At 58.5% G+C, this 23,081-nt stretch carries 24 protein-coding genes; all 24 read right to left on the bottom strand.

From position 1 onward, the window contains the following. Nucleotides 1–11: 11 nt before the first annotated feature. Nucleotides 12–473, bottom strand: a complete 462-nt coding sequence (locus ACGHP1_RS06085; RefSeq protein ID WP_097777986.1) for a DUF2634 domain-containing protein — start codon at nucleotides 471–473, stop codon at nucleotides 12–14. 24 nt (nucleotides 474–497) lie between these two features. After that, nucleotides 498–1,028 carry a hypothetical protein gene (locus tag ACGHP1_RS06080; RefSeq protein WP_097777987.1) on the bottom strand — a complete coding sequence of 177 codons (531 nt, stop codon included), beginning with the start codon at nucleotides 1,026–1,028 and terminating at the stop codon, nucleotides 498–500. 15 nt (nucleotides 1,029–1,043) lie between these two features. Then, on the bottom strand, nucleotides 1,044–2,288 hold the full coding sequence (locus tag ACGHP1_RS06075) for a hypothetical protein (RefSeq protein ID WP_390508395.1): 1,245 nt from the start codon (nucleotides 2,286–2,288) through the stop codon (nucleotides 1,044–1,046). Between the two features lie 10 nt (nucleotides 2,289–2,298). Next, nucleotides 2,299–2,976, bottom strand: coding sequence for a LysM peptidoglycan-binding domain-containing protein (locus tag ACGHP1_RS06070; RefSeq protein ID WP_097777989.1), 678 nt, complete (start codon nucleotides 2,974–2,976; stop codon nucleotides 2,299–2,301). 15 nt (nucleotides 2,977–2,991) lie between these two features. Continuing rightward, nucleotides 2,992–6,690 (bottom strand): phage tail tape measure protein, encoded by a 3,699-nt coding sequence (locus tag ACGHP1_RS06065; RefSeq protein ID WP_390508393.1) that lies wholly within the window; start codon nucleotides 6,688–6,690, stop codon nucleotides 2,992–2,994. A 162-nt stretch (nucleotides 6,691–6,852) separates the two neighbouring features. Then, nucleotides 6,853–7,371, bottom strand: coding sequence for a hypothetical protein (locus ACGHP1_RS06060; RefSeq protein WP_390508391.1), 519 nt, complete (start codon nucleotides 7,369–7,371; stop codon nucleotides 6,853–6,855). Between the two features lie 108 nt (nucleotides 7,372–7,479). Beyond that, nucleotides 7,480–7,935 carry a phage tail tube protein gene (locus tag ACGHP1_RS06055; RefSeq protein WP_390508389.1) on the bottom strand — a complete coding sequence of 152 codons (456 nt, stop codon included), beginning with the start codon at nucleotides 7,933–7,935 and terminating at the stop codon, nucleotides 7,480–7,482. Between the two features lie 15 nt (nucleotides 7,936–7,950). Continuing rightward, nucleotides 7,951–9,360 carry a phage tail sheath subtilisin-like domain-containing protein gene (locus tag ACGHP1_RS06050; RefSeq protein ID WP_390508387.1) on the bottom strand — a complete coding sequence of 470 codons (1,410 nt, stop codon included), beginning with the start codon at nucleotides 9,358–9,360 and terminating at the stop codon, nucleotides 7,951–7,953. 1 nt (nucleotide 9,361) lies between these two features. Beyond that, nucleotides 9,362–9,568, bottom strand: coding sequence for a hypothetical protein (locus ACGHP1_RS06045; protein WP_390508385.1), 207 nt, complete (start codon nucleotides 9,566–9,568; stop codon nucleotides 9,362–9,364). 12 nt (nucleotides 9,569–9,580) lie between these two features. Further along, nucleotides 9,581–10,366: a hypothetical protein gene (locus ACGHP1_RS06040; protein ID WP_390508382.1), complete on the bottom strand. Its 786-nt coding sequence runs from the start codon at nucleotides 10,364–10,366 to the stop codon at nucleotides 9,581–9,583. 88 nt (nucleotides 10,367–10,454) lie between these two features. Further along, nucleotides 10,455–10,736 carry a DUF5026 domain-containing protein gene (locus ACGHP1_RS06035; RefSeq protein ID WP_390508380.1) on the bottom strand — a complete coding sequence of 94 codons (282 nt, stop codon included), beginning with the start codon at nucleotides 10,734–10,736 and terminating at the stop codon, nucleotides 10,455–10,457. Between the two features lie 15 nt (nucleotides 10,737–10,751). Beyond that, on the bottom strand, nucleotides 10,752–11,177 hold the full coding sequence (locus ACGHP1_RS06030) for a hypothetical protein (protein ID WP_390508378.1): 426 nt from the start codon (nucleotides 11,175–11,177) through the stop codon (nucleotides 10,752–10,754). Then, nucleotides 11,167–11,517, bottom strand: coding sequence for a hypothetical protein (locus tag ACGHP1_RS06025; protein ID WP_390508376.1), 351 nt, complete (start codon nucleotides 11,515–11,517; stop codon nucleotides 11,167–11,169). Before ACGHP1_RS06025 ends, ACGHP1_RS06030 begins: the two co-directional genes overlap by 11 nt. Beyond that, nucleotides 11,504–11,926 carry a hypothetical protein gene (locus ACGHP1_RS06020; protein ID WP_390508374.1) on the bottom strand — a complete coding sequence of 141 codons (423 nt, stop codon included), beginning with the start codon at nucleotides 11,924–11,926 and terminating at the stop codon, nucleotides 11,504–11,506. Before ACGHP1_RS06020 ends, ACGHP1_RS06025 begins: the two co-directional genes overlap by 14 nt. Beyond that, entirely contained in the window at nucleotides 11,927–12,364 is a 438-nt protein-coding gene (locus ACGHP1_RS06015) for a hypothetical protein (RefSeq protein WP_390508372.1), read from the bottom strand. It abuts the gene before it with no gap. Nucleotides 12,365–12,374: 10 nt separating this feature from the next. Then, entirely contained in the window at nucleotides 12,375–13,403 is a 1,029-nt protein-coding gene (locus tag ACGHP1_RS06010; protein ID WP_390508370.1) for a hypothetical protein, read from the bottom strand. An 18-nt stretch (nucleotides 13,404–13,421) separates the two neighbouring features. Then, nucleotides 13,422–13,820, bottom strand: a complete 399-nt coding sequence (locus ACGHP1_RS06005) for a capsid cement protein (protein ID WP_390508368.1) — start codon at nucleotides 13,818–13,820, stop codon at nucleotides 13,422–13,424. An 18-nt stretch (nucleotides 13,821–13,838) separates the two neighbouring features. Then, a complete protein-coding gene (locus ACGHP1_RS06000; RefSeq protein WP_390508366.1) occupies nucleotides 13,839–15,116 on the bottom strand; it encodes a hypothetical protein in 1,278 nt (425 codons plus the stop codon). A gap of 79 nt (nucleotides 15,117–15,195) precedes the next feature. Further along, the gene (locus ACGHP1_RS05995) at nucleotides 15,196–15,672 is read right to left on the bottom strand and encodes an XkdF-like putative serine protease domain-containing protein (protein WP_390508364.1); all 477 of its coding nucleotides are present in this window, start codon (nucleotides 15,670–15,672) and stop codon (nucleotides 15,196–15,198) included. Between the two features lie 104 nt (nucleotides 15,673–15,776). Continuing rightward, nucleotides 15,777–16,145: a hypothetical protein gene (locus ACGHP1_RS05990; protein ID WP_390508362.1), complete on the bottom strand. Its 369-nt coding sequence runs from the start codon at nucleotides 16,143–16,145 to the stop codon at nucleotides 15,777–15,779. Further along, nucleotides 16,142–19,570 carry a phage minor head protein gene (locus ACGHP1_RS05985; RefSeq protein ID WP_390508360.1) on the bottom strand — a complete coding sequence of 1,143 codons (3,429 nt, stop codon included), beginning with the start codon at nucleotides 19,568–19,570 and terminating at the stop codon, nucleotides 16,142–16,144. The genes ACGHP1_RS05990 and ACGHP1_RS05985 overlap by 4 nt, the downstream gene beginning before the upstream one ends. 1 nt (nucleotide 19,571) lies before the next feature. Then, the gene (locus tag ACGHP1_RS05980; protein WP_390508358.1) at nucleotides 19,572–20,981 is read right to left on the bottom strand and encodes a hypothetical protein; all 1,410 of its coding nucleotides are present in this window, start codon (nucleotides 20,979–20,981) and stop codon (nucleotides 19,572–19,574) included. A gap of 18 nt (nucleotides 20,982–20,999) precedes the next feature. Next, nucleotides 21,000–22,490 carry a phage terminase large subunit gene (gene terL, locus ACGHP1_RS05975; RefSeq protein WP_390508356.1) on the bottom strand — a complete coding sequence of 497 codons (1,491 nt, stop codon included), beginning with the start codon at nucleotides 22,488–22,490 and terminating at the stop codon, nucleotides 21,000–21,002. Then, the gene (locus tag ACGHP1_RS05970; protein ID WP_390508354.1) at nucleotides 22,456–23,043 is read right to left on the bottom strand and encodes a hypothetical protein; all 588 of its coding nucleotides are present in this window, start codon (nucleotides 23,041–23,043) and stop codon (nucleotides 22,456–22,458) included. Before ACGHP1_RS05970 ends, terL begins: the two co-directional genes overlap by 35 nt. Nucleotides 23,044–23,081: the final 38 nt, after the last annotated feature.

Raw genomic sequence — 23,081 nt, 5'->3', positions numbered from 1 at the left:
CTCTCACCTCCTTACTTTGAAAAGTTCAGGTTGACGGTCTGGATCTCGTCATAGCCGCGGCCCTTTATGTTAAATGCACAATCGCAGCTGTCCGGCCCGTTCCATGTAAACGTGAAGTCGCGGCAATACTCTGTTTTGGGGTTTGCCATGATGGCCTCAATAATAGTCCGTTCCAGACTAGCTTCCACGCTGGCGTGGTCGCTCTGTGCAAGCGAGATTTCAAGCTCTGCGCCGTACTTGGTCGAATACGCCAGAAAGGCGTCCCGCTCCGTCATAACGGTTTTCATGCACCACTGCATATAGGCTTCGCGGCCGCTGGCTCCTGCCATGCGTCCGGCGCCGTCAAGGCGAAAATCGCCGGTCGCGTAGTCAAAATAAACAGAGGGTTTATATTGCTGCTTCCGGCTCTCCTCGTTCTTCTTTGTGACGAAGTCGGGGACTTCAAAAACGGGGTAAAGCTGCTTTTCAGCCATGGGAAAGTCCTTCCTTTCGTCTGGTTATTTTTTCAGGTCCTCCGCCGGGCAGATAATATCCACCACAACGGCCTCCGACTGCACCCAGGCCACCAGAACACGGTCCCCGGGTTTCAGGCGGCGCATTTTCTCGGGAATCAAAACGTGGTGCTGGTGGGCGCCCTCCGGTCCTCCGCTTCCCGCGTTGCTCTGCGGCGGGTCTGGCGGGTCTGGTTGAGCACTGGCTGCCACGCCAATCGATCCGGTGCAAGGCTTTCCGAGAGAATCCTTTAACTTTGAAACAACATTGTGTTCATGCTCTCCGCTGCCCGGAGAGCCAACGGCCTGGGTCTTCGCCAGAATGTCCCCGGTTTTGCCAAGGGTCAGCTGACGGCAGACGTGGTAATCTTCTACCGGAATCGGAATGGAAAAGGTGTTCGTTTGGAGGCTGTAATCATCCATGATCTCGCCAAAATCAAGGACAAGAGCGGAATTTCGGTCATGGTCCTTTTTGCTCTGACCGGCCAAAACCTGGGCCAGGTGGTTCACACCCTTGTTGCCAGAACTCGGGTTCACTGTTTCCTCCTTCCGTTATTTTGAAAAGGCACCTTCATCCACCCAGCCGTAAACGTGCGTTTCGGCCCAGTTCTGATAGATCAGATGGTACGGGTGTTTTGCACCTTTCTTTATGATGGTTATTTTAGCCTTGCCGGGCGAAAGGTTAGTGCTTGCGGCCTTTGTATCGGTGGAAGCCTTGTAATGGCTGCCACCGGCAAAGTTCACAATATCGCCCACCTTGTACTCGTCAGAGTCCTTCTTGTTCCCGGCCGGGTCTTCGTCCAAAACCTTAACGGTCATGGTCATTGTGCGGTTTGCGGCATCGTGCTGCACTCCCAGCACAGTGCAAAAGCCGTTCACGGTCCTGGCCGCAGCCCGGATTTTGTCGCCCTTGCGGATGAACGGAAGATCTGCGCCTTTCAGGGTGGTTTTCCGTGTAGGTTCTCCCTTTTCGTCAAGGGTCTTCTGTGCGGCGGACTTGGCCTGCGCGGCCGTATCGTCCGAACTGCGGGTATAGATCCGCTGCCGGATGCCGTACTCCGTTTTCCCGTCCAGGGTGGCTTCCACAGACCGCTTCTGGGTCTTCTTTTCAAGGCCTATCACCTTAACGCGGGTCACAAGGTCGGCCGTGCTGATCTTGTCTCCGCTCGTCGTCAGGTTGTCGTCCTCGTCAAAGTGGTAAACTGTTTCGTTGGCGTTGATGGGCAGAACGTTCACCTTGCCACCGCTCATTCTTATAACGTAGTTGTCCGCGCCGTGCTTTTCGGCATCGTCCAGAAGCTCCGTTATAATGTCCCCCAGATATTCCGCTTTGAAAAGCGTTTTTGCGTGGGGCTTGTCCGGGCCCTTGTATTCTCCGGCCGGGATTCCCCAATCGGAAAAGATGGCGTTCAGGGCGGATTTCGTGCCGGTTCCAGCCTTGATATAGCGGTCGTCCTGGCTCTTTTGGAGGTTGTAAAGGTCGTCGTAGCACACCACGGAAAAGTCCTTCATGGCGGCCCCGTCCTGCGGGTTCCACTCGATTACTTTCCCGCTGGCAACTTCCTGTTCATCGCCTCCGGCCGATGCCGTTACCACAATGGCGGTGTTCGGCTTTATGGTCGAAGAAAGCGGGCTCCCGTTATAGTCCACGTTTGCAACAGTGAACGAAAAACGGGAACTCAACTCGCTCTCTCCTTCCTCCCAGCCCAGATCCATGACTGCTGGGGTCACGTTCAGCCGGGTGCCGTCTTGCAGGACCGCATAAACATTGTATGCTACCTTGGAAACGTCGATCATGCGGTCCTCCTCACCCCGGAATGGTCAAAACCTGGCCCGGCTTAATCAAATTCGGGTTGCTCCCGATTACGGCCTTGTTGGAGTTGTAGATCTCCGAATACCGCGAACCGTTGCCAAGGTACTTCTTGGAAATGGACCACAGCGTGTCCCCAGGCTTCACAGTGTAGGTTTTGCCGGTCGCCTGTGTGGAAGCTGCGGCCGCTGCGCTTGCCGGGCGCTCGTCCAGGCTTCCGCCATCCGTTTTCCCGTCTGCCTCGTCCGTGGTTTTAATCAGAATGTCCTTTGCTTGCACAAAGGAAATGCTGTATTCTGCCCGGTCGAAGTATTCATGGGTAACGGTGAAGTTCTGGATATAAACGTCGTGGTTTATGGCCGTGCCGGTCACAAGAAGCCGAAGTTTCTTCCGGTTCTTCTTCCAGCCGTCAAGAATGCCGATCATCACGCGGGGCGGCTTCCAGTCGAAAAGCGAAACGATACCCATGCCCAGCATGGAAACGCCGGGGAGAATACCGTTCCAGGAAAATTGCGCCAGCTTCTCGCCGTTCGGGATCTTCACCTCGCCAACATTCAGGATGTTGTAGGAAATGAAATTCCCCTCCCGTTTGTCGGAAACCTTCTCGGGTGTAAGGGGGAGCGCAATTCTGGTTCCCGTGTCGAGCTGGGTAAGGTACACAATCTCGGGTAACATTTTGCCCTCCTTTCCTTATGCGGGCATATTCGCAAGGACACGGGCCAGGCGTTCGGCCATCTCGTCGCTTATGTCGTCCACCATTTCGCGGATGCGGGATTTCACGGTTGCGATAATCTCGTCCGGGCTCATGCCTGCGGTGCCCTGGATGATAAACTGCGGGTTCAGCCCAATTTCTACCGGAATAGAAATGGGCTGCGCTACGGCTCCTGCGGGCGCCTGCGGCGCCGGTGCCGGGTACACGACGGGGGAGAACGTGGGCACGTTTTCGGGCGTGTCGTCGTCCGAATCGCCCGAATAGTCGGCGCCAAGAATCGATCCCGTTTGATTCCAAAGATCAAGCGCTCTAGTTCGGCGGCTGCCGCCAAGCGGAATAATCGCTTCCGGGCCGTCTTCTGCCACAAGGCCAACGTGCGGGCTCGTCATAATGCCGCCCATAGCGTGCGGAGTAACACGGCCGCCTCCGCCGCCGCCGCTCGTGCCTCCGCCGGTCGTAAACGATCCGGCAGAGAGGCCAGAACTAAAGGCGTTTTTGGCGTTGGTGAAAAATCCGCTGATCTTGTCGCCCACGCCAGACCAGAAGCCGGTCCACTTCGCCGGAAGCGTCACGGTGAAGAAGTTTGCCGCGCTCGTCACGCTGCTTTCAACCCATGCCGGGACTTCCTTTGTCCAGAAGTCGCCAACGCCGGTCCAGAAGTCCGTCCACTTGGTCGGAAGCGTTTCGGTGAAGAACGTGACGGCCTTTTCGCCGGTGCTCTCCACCCATGCAGGGACGTCCTCGGTCCAGAACTCCCCTACACCATCCCAGAAGGCGGTCCACTTGGTCGGAAGCGTTTCGGTGAAGAACGTGACGGCCTTTTCGCCGGTGCTCTCCACCCATGCAGGGACGTCCTCGGTCCAGAACTCCCCTACACCATCCCAGAAGGCGGTCCAGTGTTCCGGCAGCGTGTTGGTAAAGAAAACCTTCGTTTTGCCCAGGGCGTAGCCGATTGCATAGGGGATTGTTTCGGAAAACGTGGTGCCCACGCCATCCCAGAAACTCGTCCAGTGCTCCGGCAGCGTCGAAGTGAAGAAGGTTCCAACCGTCTGTTTCAGGTTGTCCAGCGCTCCGCCTTCGTCCAGTGCATCGGAAAGCGCCTGGCCGATTTTGTCGCCAAAGCCCAGGGCGCCAAGACCACCGATACCGGCACCCACAAGAGCGCCGACGCCGGTTCCAACAACAGGCACCACAGTGCCCACGGCTGCGCCTGCCGCTGCGCCTGCGCCGACCATGCCGATCTTGGTCCCGCCCTTGGAATACTCGTTCTGAGCGCCCTTGCCGGTGGTCTGGGTGCCGCGGTACAGGTTTCTCACGCCTGCACCGATGCCCAGAAGGCCCAGAATGCCGCCCAGAATACTTGCGCCGCCCGCTGCGGCCGTGCCTGCCGCCGTGGTCGCATGGCTGCCCAGGGCCGTGCCAATGCCGCCCAGGGTGCCGCCAACGCCGCCGGTAACAGAAGTCAGGGTGCCGTCCGCGCTCATGGTGGCCTGGGTGGAGCCCTTTTGCAGGAGCTTGCCCAGCCAGCCATTTGCGGAAGTCAGGCCCTTTGCGGGCAGTGCCGCCGGGTCAATCTCAACGGCCGTCCCCTCAAAGGTCGCCTTGCCGTCGCCGAGGAGCCTTGTAGTGCCGGGCAGCGCTCCGGCCGTCGCCGGGGCGCCCGCGCTCGGGACAAGCGCGCCGCCGCTCGGCAGCGAAGGGCTGCCGGTGCCACCAGAAAAGGCCGCTTCTGCCGCCTGGCGGGCCTTGGAGCCAGCCTCAGCGCCAAAGTTGCCAGACTTCAAGACCACCATCTGGGCCGTTACGTTCATAACGGCTGCGGAAGTCTTGAAAGAGCCGCCCATGGAAGGCATACCAGAAGAGCCCATGCCGGTGCCCGTGCCGCCTCCAAGGCCCAGCGCCGCGGTAAGACCGCGAAGTTTAGAATAGGCGCTTGCTGCGCCCGTTACCAGCTTGAAGCCGAGAACGGCGCCAATGGCCGCCACCTGGGCCTTGTGGTTTTCCGCCCAGGTCTTCAAGCCGTCCAGGATTCCGTCGAAGTCCAGGCCGTCCATAAAGCCGGAAACAAAGTTTGCACCAATAGCTGCACCGTCGTCAATGGCCCCGGTGGGATCAATGCCCAGTAGCGCCAGGAATCCGGCGGTAATGCCGCTGCCAAGGCCACGGCCCAGGCCTGCGGCCCTGTCGGCAAAGAACTGGCGGCCGCTGCCGTTCCACCACTCGTCGAACGGCTCCGCCACGATCTTATCCCAGGCAATGCCAAGCTTGCCCCAAATGTCGGCGCTTGCCCACTCGTCGCTGGCGGTAAACTCTGCAATGGTGTGGCGCAGATCCTCGACCTTTGCGTCCACATGGTCCATCACGTCGCCGATTGCATCCTCTACCAGCGGCATTTTGTTGGTGATCCACGTTGCGAGCTCCCGAAGGTACGGAGAAAGGCGCTCGCCAAGGGCGATTTTTGCGCCGTCAACCGCCGATTGCAGCAGCGTAAAGCTGCCGTTCATGTTGTCCAGCATCGTGTCTGCCATCTGCTGGGATGCACCGTCGGCGTTGTTCACGGCCGCGGTCAGTTTGTTGTAATCGTCTTCGGATGCGTTGATGATCGCCAGCATACCGGCCATGGCTTCCTTGCCGAAGATGGTACTTGCGGCCGCGGTCTGTTCGGTTTCGGAAAGGCCGCCCAGGCTGCTGCGCAAGTTGTCCAAAACCTCGTGCATGGTCTTCATTTCGCCGTTGCGCTTGGTCAGGCTGATGCCGTACTTGTCCATGGCGGCTTCCATTTTGTCGGTGGGCGCTGCCATGTTCGCAAGGGAGGTTTTCAGGCTGGTGCCTGCCATGGAGCCCTTGACGCTGGCGTTTGCCATGAGGCCCAGGGCCAGGGAAACGTCTTCCACGGAATACTTCAAGGCGCCTGCCACAGGGGCAACGTACTTGAACGATTCGCCCATCATGCCGACGTTCGTGTTCGCGTTCGCGCTGGCCTGCGCCAGCACGTCGGCGAAGTGCCCGGAATCGGACGCTTTCAGCCCAAAGGCCGTCAAAGCATCGGTCACAATGTCGGAAGTGGTCGCCAGGTCCTCGTTTGAAGCTGCGGCCAGGCTCATAATACCGTCAATGCCTTGCAGCATATCTTCGGTCTTCCACCCGGCCATAGCCATATAACCGAAGGCGTCCGCCGAATCCTTGGCCGTGAATTTCGTGGTTGCGCCTTCCTCCTTGGCTTTGGCGGTCAACTTGTCGAACTCCTCGGCCGTAGCGCCGGAAATGGCCTTCACGTTCGACATGGATTCCTCAAAGGCTCCGTATGTACTCACCGTGTCGGCCAGGCTCACAGAAACGCCGAAAATGGCACCGGCCTGCAAGACGGGGTTTTTCACAAGGTTTATAATGCCCTGCAAAGGCGCCGTCGCCTTGTCAATGATGCCAACCGTAAAATTCCAGGCTTTACCGACGAAACCGTGCACCTTCGTTTCCACGTTCTGGATCGTAGCGGTTGCCCGGTCTACGGCATCCAGGTCAATGTGGAATCCCGTGCTTGTCAGCCGGTCCAGCCGGTCTTTGGTGTGCTCGATGCTCTTGTCGAATCCAGAAAGGCGCTTCTGGGCGGACTGTACGCCGGGGCCGGTATTGTCGTTGACGGTCGCGTCAATGGCAATTCTAAAAGTTTCAGAGGCCATTTGTTCCCTCCTCTCCGGCCTTCTGCTCTTGTTCGAGCTGCACCATCATGGAGGCCAAACAAAACGCTCTTTCACCATGTGGGGCGTTCCAGACCTTGCCCGGCATTACGCCGGTGCGCTGGAAGATCTGGTGCAAAAGCGTTGCGCGCCCTCCGGCGAGGATTAGTTTTTTGCCACGTCCTCCTCGGAAAGCTCATAGCCGCTGATCTGATCGATAAGGGAAAGAACGGCCTCTTTCTCGCCTGCCATCAGAAGCGCGTTCACGGCCTCGTAGCCGGTCACAAGATCCAGCTTCTTCCACAGAGCCTTGTTGCACCAGACCTTTACCTGGTCCTCCGGGGTGGTAGCCTGGAAAATCAGCTCTGCGCGGTAGTTCACAGCGTTCACTTCCTCCGGCACACGGATGCCGCCCTGGACTTTGCTCTTAACGAACTTGGTAAACTTCTTGCGGCAGCTGTTGTAGTCCTCCTCACTCAACGGGTGAATGTGGAAGCTGAACAGGTCCTTTCCGTTGCGGGAGATCACCACGTTTTTGATGCACTCTTCCGAAGTCTTGAAGTCCGCAGCAGCCAGAAGGCCGTCCAGCAGGGCGGTTTCATTCTCGCGGGCGTCCGCAATCTGCTCTTCTTTGGTGGTCTCGGTGGTTTCAGCAGCAGGGTTCACAGTAGCTTTGATGCTCATATATTTGTCCTCCATAACGGTCTTGTTCGTTCATGCGAATGAAATAGAAGGGAGGCGCCCTCGCAAGGCATCTCCCCCTGTATCTGTTCTTCGTTTTTGTGGCCTCTCTTATGCGGCCAGGAGCTTCTGGAGCTCCGGCGGGTCGTTGACCACAATGTTCCATGCGCGCTTAATAATATCACCCACAGAAGCGCCCTGGAGGTCAATGTTGCCATCGGGCACACAGCCGCGGTAGTTCATGCGCTGCTCGCTGCCGTTGCGACCGTAAACAACGCCCTGGAGGTTCCAGTTAGGCTGCTGGCCGCTGTGCATCATGGCGAACATATCCTCAATAAAGGCATCGTCCTCAATGGTGATTTGGGAGAAGGTCAGCGTCACCTTGTAACCGGTCATGGCGGCGTGCTGCTGCGCGTCGCCCAAAGGCTGGTAATCAGAATTGGAAACGTTCACCTGGACCTGGAAGCTCTCAACAGTGGCAAGCATAACGCCTTCGCCATTGAAAAGGACTGCGTCCTTACCGCTCAAAACCTTGCGGCTGTCGGCCGGGCCGGACTGATTATACATAGCTCATTCCCTCCTTTACTCGCTCACTTCGGTGGCGAAACGGAACTTATACGCCAGATAGACGTGTTCCAGGCTGTCCTTGTCCACAATGTCAAGGATAAACCATGCAGAATCGCCCTGCGGCGGGTTGCTTTCATCCTCGTACATATCGCCGGAAGTCAGCTTCTTTTCGCCCACCATGGCGGCAATGATCGCCTTGCCCATGGCAATAACGGTGGCGCGGCCGTCGCTGTCGTTGTCCAGTTTGCCCACAATGGGGTCCAGGCTGTCGTCGATGCGCTGCATAAGCTCGAAACGTTCCTTGGTGCGGCGGATTTTCTTCCAGCCTGCATCCATGTCACCGTCCGGGCTCACCAGGGTGTTGATACCCTGCTCGATCTGCACCTGGCCGGAAGCGTTCTTGGTCAGCACGATGCAGCCGCGCTTCAACGCCTTCTCGATCTGGCTATTGGTCAGGCCTTCGTCCAGGTCCACAAAGCCCTTCACCACGGTGTGGGTCAGGGCCACGTTGGAAGCCACGGAAGCGATCATGCCGCCAATGCGGGCGGCCAGCTTGTAGCCGTTGTAGTCGTCGCCGGTGGCATTCAGGGCGCCATTGACGCAATAGTGCATCTTCTCGTCATTGAAGGCCGCGGCGTGGGTTGTGCGGGTGTCGAACTCAACGCCCTTATTCTCGGCAACACAGCCCATCAGGTAGCCGCCGCCGGTAAAGGTACGGGTGATGTAAGCCTGCACCAGGGCATGGACAGCCGCGTCGTCGGTGTCCACACAGATAACATTGCCGCGCACGGCGTCGAAGGCGTCCAGGGCCGCGCTGTAACTTACGGTGTTCGTGGTGGGCTGGGTGCCCTTGGTCATAGCCGACTGGGTAACGGTAGCCATAACGCCGGAGCCTGCGGCGGTTGCCTTGGCGATGAAATCCTTGGTTGCTGCATTGATGGCAGCAGCCAGGCCAGCGGGTTCCTTCTTGTCGGCCGCAAACGTCACCTTCAAGAACTCGGTCGTGCCCTCGTAAATGATGCACTCGCGGCCGTCGCCGGTCAGGCTGTCGCGGATGGAAACGGTGAAAGCCCGGTCGCCAACATAGGCGCCGGTAATGGTCACAACGTCGGCCTTCGCGTCATCTTTCAGGGTAATGGTGGGCGCGGTGCCGCCGGTGCCACAGCGGACAAAATAGCCGCTGGAAATGCCACCGGAAAACATTTCGGTGATAAGGTCCTCGGTGTTGCCGTTGCCAAATACCGCGTTCACGTTGGTGGACGGTTCAAAGGCAACGGCCTTGTTCAGGGGACCCCAGTTGGCGCGAATGATGCCCATGCCAACGCCATTCAGGGCGCCAGCCAGTTCACCGCTGCCAACACTATAACGCCGGTGGTAAACGCCGGGGCGGGTCTTGGTTTCGCCCACAGAATAAGTGCCAGCCATATTATTTCACCTCCTTGGTCGCAAACTCGGTGATGATGGCCCTTGCCTCCTCAACGGTGGCAGTCTTCTTGCAAGCCATGCGCAGGGCAGCGGTGGCAACGTCCGGCGAAACGCCAAACTTTGCCGGGGCTGCTGCGATAAGCTCGGCCGCGGTATAGGTGGCCGCCGCCTCTGCGGGCGCGGCAGCCGTGGTTTTGGTTTCTGCCATAATAGCCTCCTTTTACGGGTTGTAGTTGTAATTCGTGTTGATGTGGTTCAGCTTGTGGGCGAACTTCGGCCGTTTCAGGATTCCCCAGCGGACGCCAAGGCGCATTTGCCCGGCCGTCAGCGGGTCCAGGCTCCCGTCCACTTCCAGAGCGCGTATAAACATGGGCGAGGTGTCCAGCATTTCGACTTCCCCGCGGGTTGCAAGCTCGTCCGCCAAGGCTTTGAGCCAACGTTGGCGGCCTGCATAGGTCGGCGCGATCATGTGGCCCACCAGGACGCCTTCCATCCACGCCACGGTGTGCGTTTCCTGTGCCAGGTGGTAGTTTGCAAGGCGGAAATAAGCCGCCGGGCGCTCGTCCGACGGCTCCGTATACTCGCCCATGCGGTCGCTTCCAATCACGGTCACAGCGTTGCTCCACCTGTTCGTGAAGGCGTTCATTGCCAGGATGGGGTCCGGGTCGGTGGTTTCCTGCTGCGGCAGCGCATACAGATCAAAAGTCACCGTCACGCCAATAACGCGGGCGCTCTTGTCAAGCTGCTTCGTGGCCTCGAAGGTTTCACTTGTAACCCACGCCAGACTGTACGGGGGCTGTTCCTGCGGCGCCATAATAACGTCGCACAGGGCAGCCCGGACGCTGGGCTCTACGGCCTCCGGCGCGGTCCCGCTGTCCAGGCACCAAACATCAAGGTACAGATTCCCGGCGGTTTGGCGCTCGGGGTTTGCCCTCATGTCGATGGTGTAGGAAATACGCGGATACTGTTCAGCCCCGGCCCAGCCCGGGTCCGTGTCGGTAGGCACCGGGCCAAAGAAAACGGCCGGTGCCCCGTTGTGGAGCGCCAGCCGTTCAGCGGCGGCGGATTCAGAGATCCGCTTATAGATAAGTTCTTCAAGCGTCATGCTGTACTCCCTCGGTCTGGATGGTCTTCATGTCGGTGCTCCAGGAAATTTCCCAAAGCCCTTCTGTGACCTCGTCTGCCGCGATCAGAAAGTAATTGCACACGTTCCGGATGCCCGGAAAATAAAGGCAGCGGATTTCCCCGCCGGTCACGGCGGTAACAATACCGTTCTTTGCCTCGTTCCAGTCTGCATACTTTGCGCGGATCAGGTCGCCGGGGTGGATGGCGGTTGTATCAATCGCCGCGGATGTGGTTTCCTTCATAAGGCCCATGGGGCTGCCCTCCTCTTAGGTGTATTTTTCTTCAAAAATAGCCTTCACCTCGGGGAAGGCCTTCTGCTTGATCTCCTCCGCGTAGGGGCGCGGGGAAATTCTGTTGGTTCCGTCTTCCAGGAACGGCGCACACTTCACATCTGTGCGGATGCCAGGCGTGTAATGCTTGGCGCTCTGGACGATTTCGCTCTTTGCAAGCGGTCGGAAGCTCCGGCGGAGGTCGCCGGTGCGAAGGGCGGGCGGTTCACCGGGGGCGGATGCCGTGTAGGTCTTATTGCTCGCAGGCTTGCGGTATACTTTGCCGCTGCGCTTCGGGTTGTTCGACAGCACGCTTAGTTCGTACTTGCGAATAACGTGTGCGGCACGCTCGGCGCGGCTCGCAACCTGTTTTTCCACGTCCTGCACAAAGCCCTGGACGGCGCCAGAAATATCAATTTCCATTGTGCGTGTCCTCCCTTTGCTGAACGTAGTAGAGCGTATAAAGGCCCAGGTCCCCGAGCGGGTCCACGCCTTCAACGTAGTACGCCCGGTTCTCCAAAAGAAGGCGGTCGCCAGCCTTGGCCTTGGGCCTGCCACGCTGCGCGATCTGGTGTGTAACAGGGTGCGCGTTCTGGCTGAATCGTTCGATTACTTCCGGGGAAGCGTCCGAAAGCACGCCGCGGAGAAGCTGTCGGCTCTCCGTGTCGTATTTCGCAGTTGCCCGCCCGGTCGTGCTCTTTTCCGCTATGTGTGGTTCGATTACAAAGTCCTTGTAAAGGTTCCCGGGTCTAAGGTAAAACATGGCCGCCGCCTCCTCTGCCGGTCCCGTGGTTCTCCATCATGCCAGCGTAGAAATAGTGGTCGCCGTTGATAGCCGCCGGGTTTGCCAGCGGGGCGGAAGCGCTCACATCTGCCTTTAAGTCAGAATAGAGCTTTTTCCAGTAGTCCAAGCGGTCGCTCAGGGAGAGGTTCAGTTCTCCAACCTTGGTGTTCACCTCGTAGGAAAACCGGCGCAGAATGCTTTCCACGCAGGCCAGCTTTGCACGTTTCCAGCGGGGGTAGGCTTCAATAACGGCTTTGTATTCCTGGTCGCTCAGCGCACAGGTTTCCACGCCGCCATCCACCATCGTGTCCCCCAGCTCGAAACGCATCTGGTCAAGGCCGTGTTCGGCGATTTTGCTCGCGTCGTAGGTGTATGTGAGCTGTGCCAATCAGCTCACCCCCTCGGAGCCGCCCTCCGGGGCCTCCTGCACGGCCTTTGCAGCCTCATCTTCCAGGAACACGCCGCGCTCCTTGGCGGCCGCCTTGACGCTCTTGCGGCTGTCGCAGGCGTTCACCAGAATAAGGACGCTCTGGTCCTCAACCTCGGCAATGGTCGTCACCGCTTCCTCTGCCCGCTGCTGCAAAATGCACACAGCCTGGACAACGGCGTCCGGGGTGGCGTCAAGCTCTACCACGCCGCCCTCCGCAGTAATGGGGAGGGTCAGCGTTTCGATTTTGCCCACTTCGAGATCCTGGAACTCGGCAATAATGCCCATGTCCTGCATTGCCCTTGCGCTGCCCGGCTGGATCATTTCAGCCTCCACAACGTCGCCCGGGCGGTATTTCACGCCGCCGAAGGTCGCCATTTTCAGACAGGTGTATCCCATGGCATCCTCCTTAGACGCAGTCCTTCAGGAAGATTGCCAGGTCGTCAGAAGTCTTCTTCATGTCGGAAGCGCACAGGCCTTCAATGAACTCCGCGTGAGTGCCGTTTTCGCCCTCGTACTGGTCAAAGGCGACAGAAGCGCCGTTGCCCAGCATATCCCAGGTGAAAATGTAGCCCGCGGAGGGCTCGTCGATCTGCGGGGTCGGGGTGGCATAGCACAGAAGCGCGGCCTTGGGGTCGCAAATGAACTCCATGTTCTCCTTCTGGCCCAGGCTTGCGGAGTTGTAGGTGGATTCCAGGATCTTCACCTGCTCAACGCCGAAAAGCTGCGCCAGAACGTTGGGCGTAACGATGGCCGGGTTTGCGGTGGTGCCGGTGTATTTCACGCTCTCCTTCACGAAGGGGTTGCTTTTCAGGGCGTTGTAGGCCTGGATGCCCAGAGCCAGGCGGTTCGGGGTGCGGCGGCCCTGGCGCTTGATCTCGGTGCGCAGGTCGTCGAAGAAGCCGATGGGGTCAAAAGAAGTGTCGTTGAACTTCACGAACTCCTTAGAGCCGCTGCCGTTGGTGGTGCCGGTCAGCTCGTTTGCCCAGACGCCAGCATGGAAAAAGTTCTTTGCGAAAAGAATGTCCTGGTGGAGAAGCATCTGTTCAGTGGCGGTGCGGACCTTGGCGCGGCGGGGGTCGTTCACGCCGGGGGCGCGGCTGCGCTGGTAGTTCAGGGCGGCGATCTGGTCAATGCCAAGAATGATCTGGTCAACGTGGCACTTGTAGGTGTTGTCGTCCTGGCCCATCACAGCAGGGTCAACCTTGCCGAAAGCGGGCTTAGGCTGCACGTTGTCGCGGGCCAGATCTTCCTTGCTGAACGTGTAGTAGTAGGAAGCGGACAGCTGCACCGGGCAGACCGGGAAAATGCTGTGCGCCACATAGTCTTCCGGCTTCTGGAAGTAAGCCATGGACATATTGGTCAGGTAGTTGTTGGGCTGCCAGCCTTTGGCGATCTCGGCCGCAATGCCCGCGGTGGTGTTTCTGGTGTTGCTCATTGTTTATCTCTCCTTCCTTTAGCCCGCCTTCGGCATAAAGCCGCTCTTGGTGATCTGGATGTGGATAATCTGGCCCGCGGCGGTCGCGCTCTCCATGGCATAACCCACGATGAACTTTTCCGCCTCGGCCTTCACGGCGCAGCCTTTGGCGTCGCTTGCCAGCGGGTCGCCAGCAGTAACGGCCGCGCCAACCTGGACCAGGGTGCGGTCCTTGATCTGCACGGTCACGCCCTCGCCTGCCGCCACTTTGTCCTCGGTGTCAGGCAGCAGGATGCCCACAGCGGCGACGCCCTCGGTAGCCAGGGAAACGCCGTTCTCGCCCAGGGTGACGAAGTGGTTCTTGCCGTTCTCAATGGCCGCAGCAGCAGGCGCAGCCAGGTACGGGCTGGAATTGGTTGCAGTACCGATGATGCTCATACTCTTTTCCTCCTCTCTTTAGCGGCCGTTCTCGTACTCATGGACAAGCTCGGGGTTCTGCTGGCAAGCCTGGTCGATGGCCTCGTAATAGTCCATAGTGGGGGCAGACTTGCGGATCTCCTCGGCCCGCTTCTCGATCTGGCTCCATGCGTCGTCTGCGCCGGTCGTGGCGTGGCTGTGGTCGCCGCCGCGCTTGCCAATCTCGGAAAATGCGCCAGACTTCTGCACGGCTTCCAGGTTTGCGTCCAGGACGCCGATCATGTCGTTGTAGGCGGTGCCGCCTGCGGCTTTCAGGGATTTCAGCACGGGGACAAGCTCCTCGGGCTTCTTGCCCAGAAGCTCGTACTTCTTGGCAACGGTCAGAAGCTCGCGGTTCTCCGCATCCTGGCGGAACTTGCGCAGCTCTGCGATCTCCTTTGCCACTTCGGGATGGATGCCCTTGTAAATATCCTCCTCGCCGCCCGCGGTGTTATCTGCGGGGGTGGCAGGGGCGGACTTCTCAACGCCTGCGGGCGTGGCGGGCGCTGCCTGGGCCGGAATACCGGCCTTCTTCTCGATTGCTTCCAGCTGCGCCACTTCCTCGGGGGACAGCTTGCTCTTGTCGATTTCCATGTCAAATGCTCCTTTCTGCACGGGTTCTTCCTCCTGCTGCGGTTCAGCGGGAGGCGTCGGGTCGGTGCCCTCTTTCGGGGGCTCCGGCGGTATATCTTCGGTCGTGGGCTTCGGCTCCGCCTTGGAGATCATCTCGTCCAGACGGGCGCGGGCTGCTTTGGCGTTCTCGATTCTGTCGGGTGTCAGAGGCGCGGGGGCTGCCTTTTCCAACTTCACGGGAATGCCGCCGGACCATTTCGGGATTGCCGCTTCGGTCGCCGCTGCGAACTCTGCGCAGCTCTGGGCCATGAGGGCCTTTTTGTCCTCGGCTGTAATGTCGGCATTTGCCACAATGCCGCACAGGCTGTCATTCAGGGCGTAACAGTAATCCCAGATTTCTTCCGTGGTCTGGCGCATCCGGCGGCGGGCCATAGCGTCGCCAAAGGTGGGGACGTCCGCGTTCTTGGAAACTTCCTCAACGGCCGCAGCTGCCTGCGCATCGGTGGCGCCGATACTCTTGGCAATGGCGTGAACAATCCGCTTCAAAATAGATTCCTCGGGCGGGGTGTCCTCCTTGGGCTGCACAGCAGGCGTTTTCCCTTCCGCAGGCTTGCTCTTGTACAGAGCAATACTCGCGCCAGGGTTCGCGCCGTTGTCCACGAAGTCCACTTTCTTGATTTTCAGGTTTTTAAGTTTGGTGGCCATTTGCGTTTCCTCCTTTCTTTGAAGATTTTTTATAAACAACAAAGCCCCGGCGGGTGCCGGGGCTTTGGTTTATCGGTATTTAGTTCTCGGGCTCCTCGTCGTCCACTTCCTCGCGGACGGCCTCGCCCTCAATGGAAAACATGGGATAGGTGCCGTCTTTGACCTTCTCCCAAACCTCGTCGTCCGTCACCTTAAAGCCGATCCACCAGCCTTCCGGGACAACGCCCTCCGGGATGCCCATAGCGGCCATTTTTTCCTTGGTGAAAATTACGCTCTCCACCAGGACGGCACAGCCGCCGCGCTCGTGCATTTCGCCGCCCTCGCGGTAGAACTGTACAAAGTTATAGGCAGCCTGTTCCAGCTCGTCGGGCTCGATGATGTCCTCGTAGTAGTCCGTCACGGTATCGCCCGCGGCCGTGGCTGCCACGCTGGCCCAGCCAAAGGCCAGGCGCTTTTCGTCAACGGATTTCTGGATCTTGAAGGTGCCAGCAATGCGGCCGTTCGGCTCTTTGCCGGGTGGCTTCTTGCCGGTGAGTGCTTCGTTAAAAGTAACCATGGCTTTCTCCTTATTCGCTGAATTTGCAGGATTTTTGCAAAAATCAGCGTAAATTTCAGCGTATTCCGAATTTTAAGCGTAAACAATTCGGAATTTTGAATGAACTATTCGGAATTTATGCGGGGATAGCAAAGCCCGGCGGCCTCGCCATACCTCTTGCGATACCATTCGTGAAGGTCCACCGTGCTGCGGATCACCTGGGCAATGTAGTTGCCGCCTTCCACGATTTTGTATGTTTCGCGCCGGAAGCGCTCAATGGTCAGCTTTTCAAACCGCCAGGCTCCGGGCGCGTAGCCCTCCGAAGTAAACGTGAAGGCGTCCTCTCCGTCCTCCGTCACCTTGCCTGGGATCTCGTGGCCGTGCTCCGTGTCGAAGTAGCGGAAGGCCCCGTGCCAAAGGTGGCAGTTCAGGGCAAGGCCGGTGGGCTTCTTGTCGCCCGGGCGCTTGATGGTGTAAACAAGCCGTCTATTCATAGCAGATCGCCAACCTCCACAAAATCCTCAATGGGCACTCCGTTCACTTCCGTTATTCCCGCATTGCGGAACGCTTGCAGCAGCCTGCCGCGCTCACGCTCGCCCGGGCAGCGAATCTTTTGTATGGACGTGGCCGGGATGCCCTGGCGGAACATGATTTCATTGCCGGACTGGTAATAACCCTCTTTTTGTCCTCTCACGAACTCCTCGGAGCCTTGGCGGCTGTGGAAGGTGCTCGGCTGGGTCGTTCCGAAGTTGTCCCCGGTATATGCGTACCAGTCTGTGCGGCCCAGCTCCGCTTCGTCAATAATAAGGCGATAGCCGCTGCCACAGAAAGATTTATCATATCGCACTTTCCCGTGAACATTCTTCACTCCAATTCTGGTGAAAACATTATCTGCGCCGCCGGTGCGCATATCCTGGCTTGGGCTTGCGCCGGTCAGCCTGATGCCGGAAAGGCAGCGCCGGTTTGTGCTGCGAAGGCCTCCGCTCTGAATGATAGAAACAACGCTGTCAGCGCTTCCAACGCCGCACCAAACGTAATCCGCACCCGCAGCCTTTAAGGCTTTGGCCTGCGCCGGGTCGTAATAGACGGCGTAACCGTCGCATACCTTGCGCAGCTCCACGCCGTCCACCCGCTTCTGGTCAATGCCCAGGTCTTTTAGGATCTCGTCCAGCTTCTTGTCCAGGGCGTTGCTGGTCAGATTTTCATACTCTGGGGCGCGGGAAGGGGCGTTCTGCCAGACAAGGCGGGACTTTATAAGGCGTTTTTCGGCCTCCACTGTCGGCGTTTCCGTCAGGTCGTCAAGGCCTGCCGTCTTCAACAGTTTTTTCATTTCCCGGGCATCAAAGCCGCCGTCTGCCGTCACCGGAACACGGGCCCGAAAAAAGCCCTGCCAGGAGTAATATTCGCCGCCCTCGTGGGTGTAGATCTGCAAGGTCTTTTCGCCATCGTGGACAGCCCTGCACTTCGTGTTTACTCCAAGGCTCAAACCGCTGGAACTGAAAAAGGCGCTCGTCTTGGAGGCTTCCTCAAATTCCAGCGCTTCGGTTGCACTGCTGGGCTTGATTGTTTTCAACGCCCGCGCCCAGGTCCCTTGCGTCAGCTTTCCGCTCACCTCGTAGACCTCGGCGCCGTCAATGTTCATCCGCCGGGCGCGAAGGACAAGGCCCTCCACGCTGCCGCGGTCGGAAGCAATGGGGATTCCTTCCTGTGTGGTGGGCACCTTGGACAGGTCGGAGAAGATTTCTCCGGCACCCTTAACGCCCTTCGGGATTGTTGCCTGCGGGGCTGTGTACTGGGCTTTTGCCTTTCTGGCGGCTGCATTTGCGGCGGCCTTTGCCTTTACCTCCTGGGAAAGCTCTGCGGCTTTCACGGGGTCCGTCACAGCCTGCACCAGCTGGGCCTTGCTCATTTTGCTGTAGTAGGCAACGCCCTGGCTCTTTGCAATCTGTTTCAGGTCTTGGACGGTCATGCCTTTAGCCGCCTGCGGGGTGATCTGCACGGCCGCAAGGGGCTGCTTCGCAACGGCCGCGGCCTCGTCCGCCCAAACAAAAGAAGCCTTCGTGCCGGTGCGTTCCGTCAGAAGGCTTTCGTAAAACGTGCGGTAAGTTTCGCGGAGGGTGCTTTTGCGCTCCACGATCTCGTCCAGCAGCTTTTCCGCCTCTTTTCCTTGGCCGTGTAGGGCCTCGGCATAGGGGCGGAAGATCTCGCGGTATTCTTTATCTGGGATGCTCTCAACCCGCTTTATATACGGCAAAGTGTCTTGGAGGTTCAGGTCTATATCTTCCTCCGCAAACCGGCGGAAAAGGGTGTTGTAGACCGGCTCCGTTTCGCCGTATGCGCTGTTCGGGTGGTATGTGTAGCTCATTACATGGCTTTTGGCGTCGCCCATGTAGCGGAAGGCCTGCTCTTTGTCAATGCCAACGATTCGGCCCTCCTGGTCTGTCAGGAAGTTTTCGCCGTGGGCATCGAAGTTGCCCAGAAGCCAGTCCGTGACGTGCTCGCGCTGGATCTGCGCCGTCACCTCCGGCGGAAGGTCGGAAGCCGCGCCAAGCTGCCAGGCTTCAAGGTCGATTCCTCCGGCGGAGGTCTTTACCTTCTCCTGGAAAGCTCCAAACTTTCCGTCAATAGTGCCAACGCCCACCGGGACGGCCGTGTCCGGGTCCACGATGGACTGCACCTTGTAGCCCGCCTCCTGCGCATAGGCCCGGAACGGCTCATACTGCCCGCCCTTGCTCTGGGCAGGCTTAAAATACCACTCCCAGCCGTTGGCGTCGGTGTAATCGTACATCTTGCCAGTGTTGCCCAGGTGGACGGGGCCGTTTGAGGTCATGCCATCCGGCACTTTCAAGCTACCCGCCACAAAGGCCTGGCCTTCGTCCTCTGCCCTTTCGCTCGGGTCTGGCAAATTACCCGGCCATGGCTGGATAACGTCCTGTGCAGGCTGCTGGGGCAGAAAGACGGGCGGTTCCTTCTCCTCGAAGTATTCGGCGCACCGGCAGCGCGGATGCACCGGCGGGTGTGGGCCCATCTTGAAGGCCATTTTTGTTGTGCCGATGTGGTAACTTCCCTCGGCGTCGGTTTCGGTGCCGTTCAGGGCGCTGCACACCGGGCAGACGTCTTCATCGTCGGCGGTCGCAAAAACATACACACCCTTCCCAAGGTAGCCTTGCGCCTGGGCTTGGGCCGCGCCCTCACGATACCCGGCGCAGTACGCTGCGGCGTTCTCGGTGATGGCAATGGTATAGGCTCTCTGCCGGAGCTGTTTATCGGCGTACTTATAGGCCTGCTCCCTGGCCTTCTTGGTGGCCGCATCCGCTTTCACGCCGTTGTCAAGGAGGCTTTTCTTAACGCTGGCGTAATATTTCAGGTTTGCGGCCGCCTGGGGCTCTGTCAGGCCGATAAGCGGCCGGATCGCCCGGGAAAGCTCGTCCACCGTGAACTGTCCCTTTGTGCTGGCCTCGATCATGGCGCGCATGGCATCCCGGGTTTCATCGTTTATTTTCGTTACCCACTCGGCGCCGTGGTCTTTGATCCAGGCCGTCATGGCGTCGCTCATGGGGTCAAAAACCCATCCGCCGGAAGCCGACGCCGCCAGGGCATCGGCTCCGGCTTTGGCTGCCTGCTGCCAGATGGGTTCAAGGTGGCTTTTCACAAAGAGGGAGTAATCTTGCTGCCACGCTTGGAGGGTCGCTTCGTCAAGGTAGCCGTTCATAATGGCTTCACGAAGTTCTTTGTAGGTGATGGCGTTGCTCTGGGCCTTCCAAAAGTTGTGAAGGAAGTACATCGGCTCACTGGAAGCCGAGTTCAGGTAGTCGTTCAGCTTTTTAAGGGCGTCTTTCCCTGCTTTCGACTTCTTGGGCTTGGATTTTGCCACGAAGTCGTGGGGCGTCGGCGCCCGCGCCTTGCGAATACTAAACATTTTAGTCCCTCCCCAGGTCCTTTCTCGCCTTTTCTACCGCCTCCGGGTTTTCTTCCGGCTCCTCGTCGTCAAGGCCGCCCATCTTGTCGCCGGTGTCTTTCTTCGGCTTCTGGGTGGTTCTCACCTTGCCCGGCTCCAGGTCCTCGCCCGGCATCGGCACATAGTCGTCAAGCCGCTTCGGCAGCCCGGCGGCTTCCCGGATGTAGTCTTCCACGCCCTCGTCGGGCACCAGGAGGCCGGAGGTCGTGACGTTCTTCAAGTAGTTGCCCAGCTTGTCCAGGTCCACGTCCTCCACGTCGCCGTGGGTAAGGTGCGGGTAGTCAGTAAGACCCGCGAAGTGCTCACCGTTCATTTTCATAAGATCGGGAATCGCCTTGTTGTTGAACTGCTCGCAGATCACGTCCAGGAAAGCTTCGATTGCCATAGAAAAAATATGCGTTTTGTTGTCGCTCAACGCAAAGGAGCCGGTCTGCTGGTGGCCCAGCAGAACAAAATCCGCCATAACTGTCATGGCGATTCGGGTGTCGTAGCGGTCAATAACCTTGTTCGTGTCAAACTGCCGGTCGCCGCCGCTGCTTAAAAGTTCCAGCTTCCAGCCGGACGGAAGCACCAGGCCTTCCAGGTGGTCCCGGCGGATGTTCTGGACGATGGCCTGGGCATTGTTCAGGATTGCGACCATTTCCGGGTCGTTCTGGTCCCAAATGTCCGTGCCTTCCGGCGCGGTAAGCACAGGAAAGCCCGCAAGATCGCGTTCAATGCCAATGCCTTCAATTTCCTGGATTCTCCGTTTGAAATACCAGGAACGGTAGGCATTGCGCAGGATGCTGCGGCCTTCCGGGTTGCCCTTGCTGCTCTCCGTGCGGAAGAAAAGCAGCTTTTCCGCCGGAATCGTGATAAGCTCAAAATTCGGCGGTGGCATCTGGGTCATGGCGATAAGGTTGTCGTTCTCGTCATACTCCCATTGGTAAAGGCTCTCTTGGGAACGGATGGGAAGTTTCATCCAGCCGACCAAGTTGTCGTTGTACTTGCTGTTCAGGCGCGGGTCCCGGCTGCTGCCGCACCGGCGCTTGTAAACGATCTCGTGGGCAGACCAGCCGAAAGTCAGGAAGGACAAAATTTCGCTGATCGTGTCCGTCCAGGTGTCTTGCATATCGGCCATACATTCCAGCACGAAGTCCGCGGCTTCCTGGTCTTTCTCGGAAGCACCGCCGGGGGCCACGTTCCAGTCAACTTGCCGGATCAGCATCTTTATTGCGTACAGAATGGCGCCCACAAGGTCGTCATTTGCCGCCATTTCGCTATATGCTGCCATGCCGCGGCGGCCGCGCAGCTCCGGCAAAAATTCTTCGTAGAAGACGCCGCCATAGCGTTTCTGGCCTATGCGGCCGACTTCTCCTTTTCGGGTTGTCACGCGTTTTCCTCCTTCTGTTTATCTCCGCCAATAGCTGTCTTTGGAAAGCAACGCTTCTGCCTTTGGCGGGCTCTTTGCGGGCTTGTCCATCAAGTACAAAATAGCCTGCACAAGTGCGTCTATATCGTCCTTGTATTCGCCCTTGGGGAACATCAATAGATCCTGGATGGTGTCATGCACCCAGGGCGCCGTTTCCGGCTTCGGGAAATGAATATTCCCGGCTTCAAAGTAGGGCGTAACGGAAAGGGCACGTTCTTGCTTGCTGCCCTTCGGGTTGAACTCCACCATGCCAGGAATCTGCTTTTTCAACAGGTCAACGATTGCGGGGCCGTTGGCCTTGTTCTCTATAACCTTCGCCCTGGCCTTCGGCCATTTGCCCGTCAGGGTGCGCACGGCCGCCACGCTCTCGGTAAAGGTCATTTTTTCGTTTACCAGGTCCCAAATGTAAATGTCTGCGCCGCTCCGGCCCACAATGTAGCCCGCCACCTTGGCGCTGCCTTCGCTCTTGGTGAAGGCCATATCCCAGGACTGGATAAGCATACTTTGGTGGGGTGCCGCTTTGGGGTCGAAGAAATTTTGCAGCCATTCGCGCTTAAAAATCAGGCCGTCCGCCGGGGCGGGGGTCTGTTCATACTGGCCCGCGTACTGCAAGGAGCCCATGGACTTTTTAAGGCTTGCCAGGGTTTCTTTGTCGAAACGCTGCGGGTTCAGGATGTCGCCTTCCTCGCGGATCACCTCGCGGCCGCTCACCGGGAAGGTGATTATTGTGCGCTGCGGCGCCTCCGCCGGGAGGCAAAGGTGTGTATAGCCCAGGTCCTCGGCCAAAATATGGCCGGTCAGGTCCTTTTCGTGAAGGCGCTGCATCACAATAATAAAAACGCCCGTCTTCGGGTCGTTCAAACGGGATTGCAGGGTGTTTTTGAAGAAGGCTATGGTTGCTTCTCTCTCGGTTTCGCTGTTGGCTTGTAAGGGGTTCTGCGGGTCGTCCAGGATGATGCAGTCGCCGCCTTCGCCGGTCAGCGCGCCGCCGACAGAGGTTGAAAACATCAAGCCTTGGTGCGTGTTCTTAAACTCGTTTTGCCGGTTCACGTCGTCCTTTAGGCTGAATCGGTCCCCCCAGTTGGCCGTATACCATGGGGATTGTATGATGTCACGGGTCAAAACATTGTGCTTGCGGCTCAAACTGTCGGAATAGCTAACCTTTATGAATCGCCGTTCCGGGTGTTTTACCCACGTCCAGGCCGGATAGCACACTGTAATTTCCAGGGACTTCATGTGGCGGGGCGGCATATTTACGATCAGGCGCGTTATCTGGCCGCGGTTCACCGCTTCCAAATATTCACCGATACAGTCTATATGCCAGTTGTCAATAAACGTCGTGCCGGGCTCAATGACGGGCCAGGCCTGGCGGATGAACTCGGGGAGGTTCCGTTCCGCCTGTTCCCGGCGGACCTGTCGGAGAAGCGCCGCTGGGTCAACCCGGGCTAGATTTTTCCAGTAGTCCGGCAAGCTGGCTCAATTCCTCGTCAGAAAGGTCGGAAAGGTCTGCGCGCTGGGTGCTCTCCACTTCCAGGGCGCCGCCATGGGTAACGGTGCGGTTCTCCGTGGGCTCTCCCCGGCTCAACCGCTCCACTTTTACGCCAATATCAACCATACGAACAACGGCGTTTGCGTCCACGTCCTCGTCCGCCAGGGTCAACAGGCGGTGGGTGGCTTTGCGTAACATCTGTTCCGCAATGGCCGCGTGTTTCTCGTGCATCTTCACGATGTTGGCCGTGTTCTTGGCCGCCACGCAGTCCAAAATATAGTTGTCGTACTCCTCCGCCCTCGCTACCCAGTCAAACTTCGCGCTCATGGGCTCCAAGCTCTTGCGGGTAACTCCCAGCTGTTCAGCTAGGCCGCGAATACTGCGGCGGACGGTAAAATCCGGCCGGACAACGTCGCCGGGCTTCTTCGGCTTCTCCAAATACCGCATATCACGGTAGGCGCAAAAGCACTCATACTGCCGGGCTGTTTCACCGGGCAGCTTTTCCCAGGGGTCCCGCTGTCCTGTGTGTGCCATGGTCTTTCCTCCTTCCTGGCAAAAAGTAATGCCCGGGA

The sequence above is a fragment of the Faecalibacterium sp. i21-0019-B1 genome (genome assembly GCF_042852915.1).
Taxonomy (GTDB): domain Bacteria; phylum Bacillota; class Clostridia; order Oscillospirales; family Ruminococcaceae; genus Faecalibacterium; species Faecalibacterium taiwanense.
The sequence above is the reverse complement of the archived record's forward strand: the minus strand, read 5'-3'. Positions and strand labels throughout refer to the sequence as shown.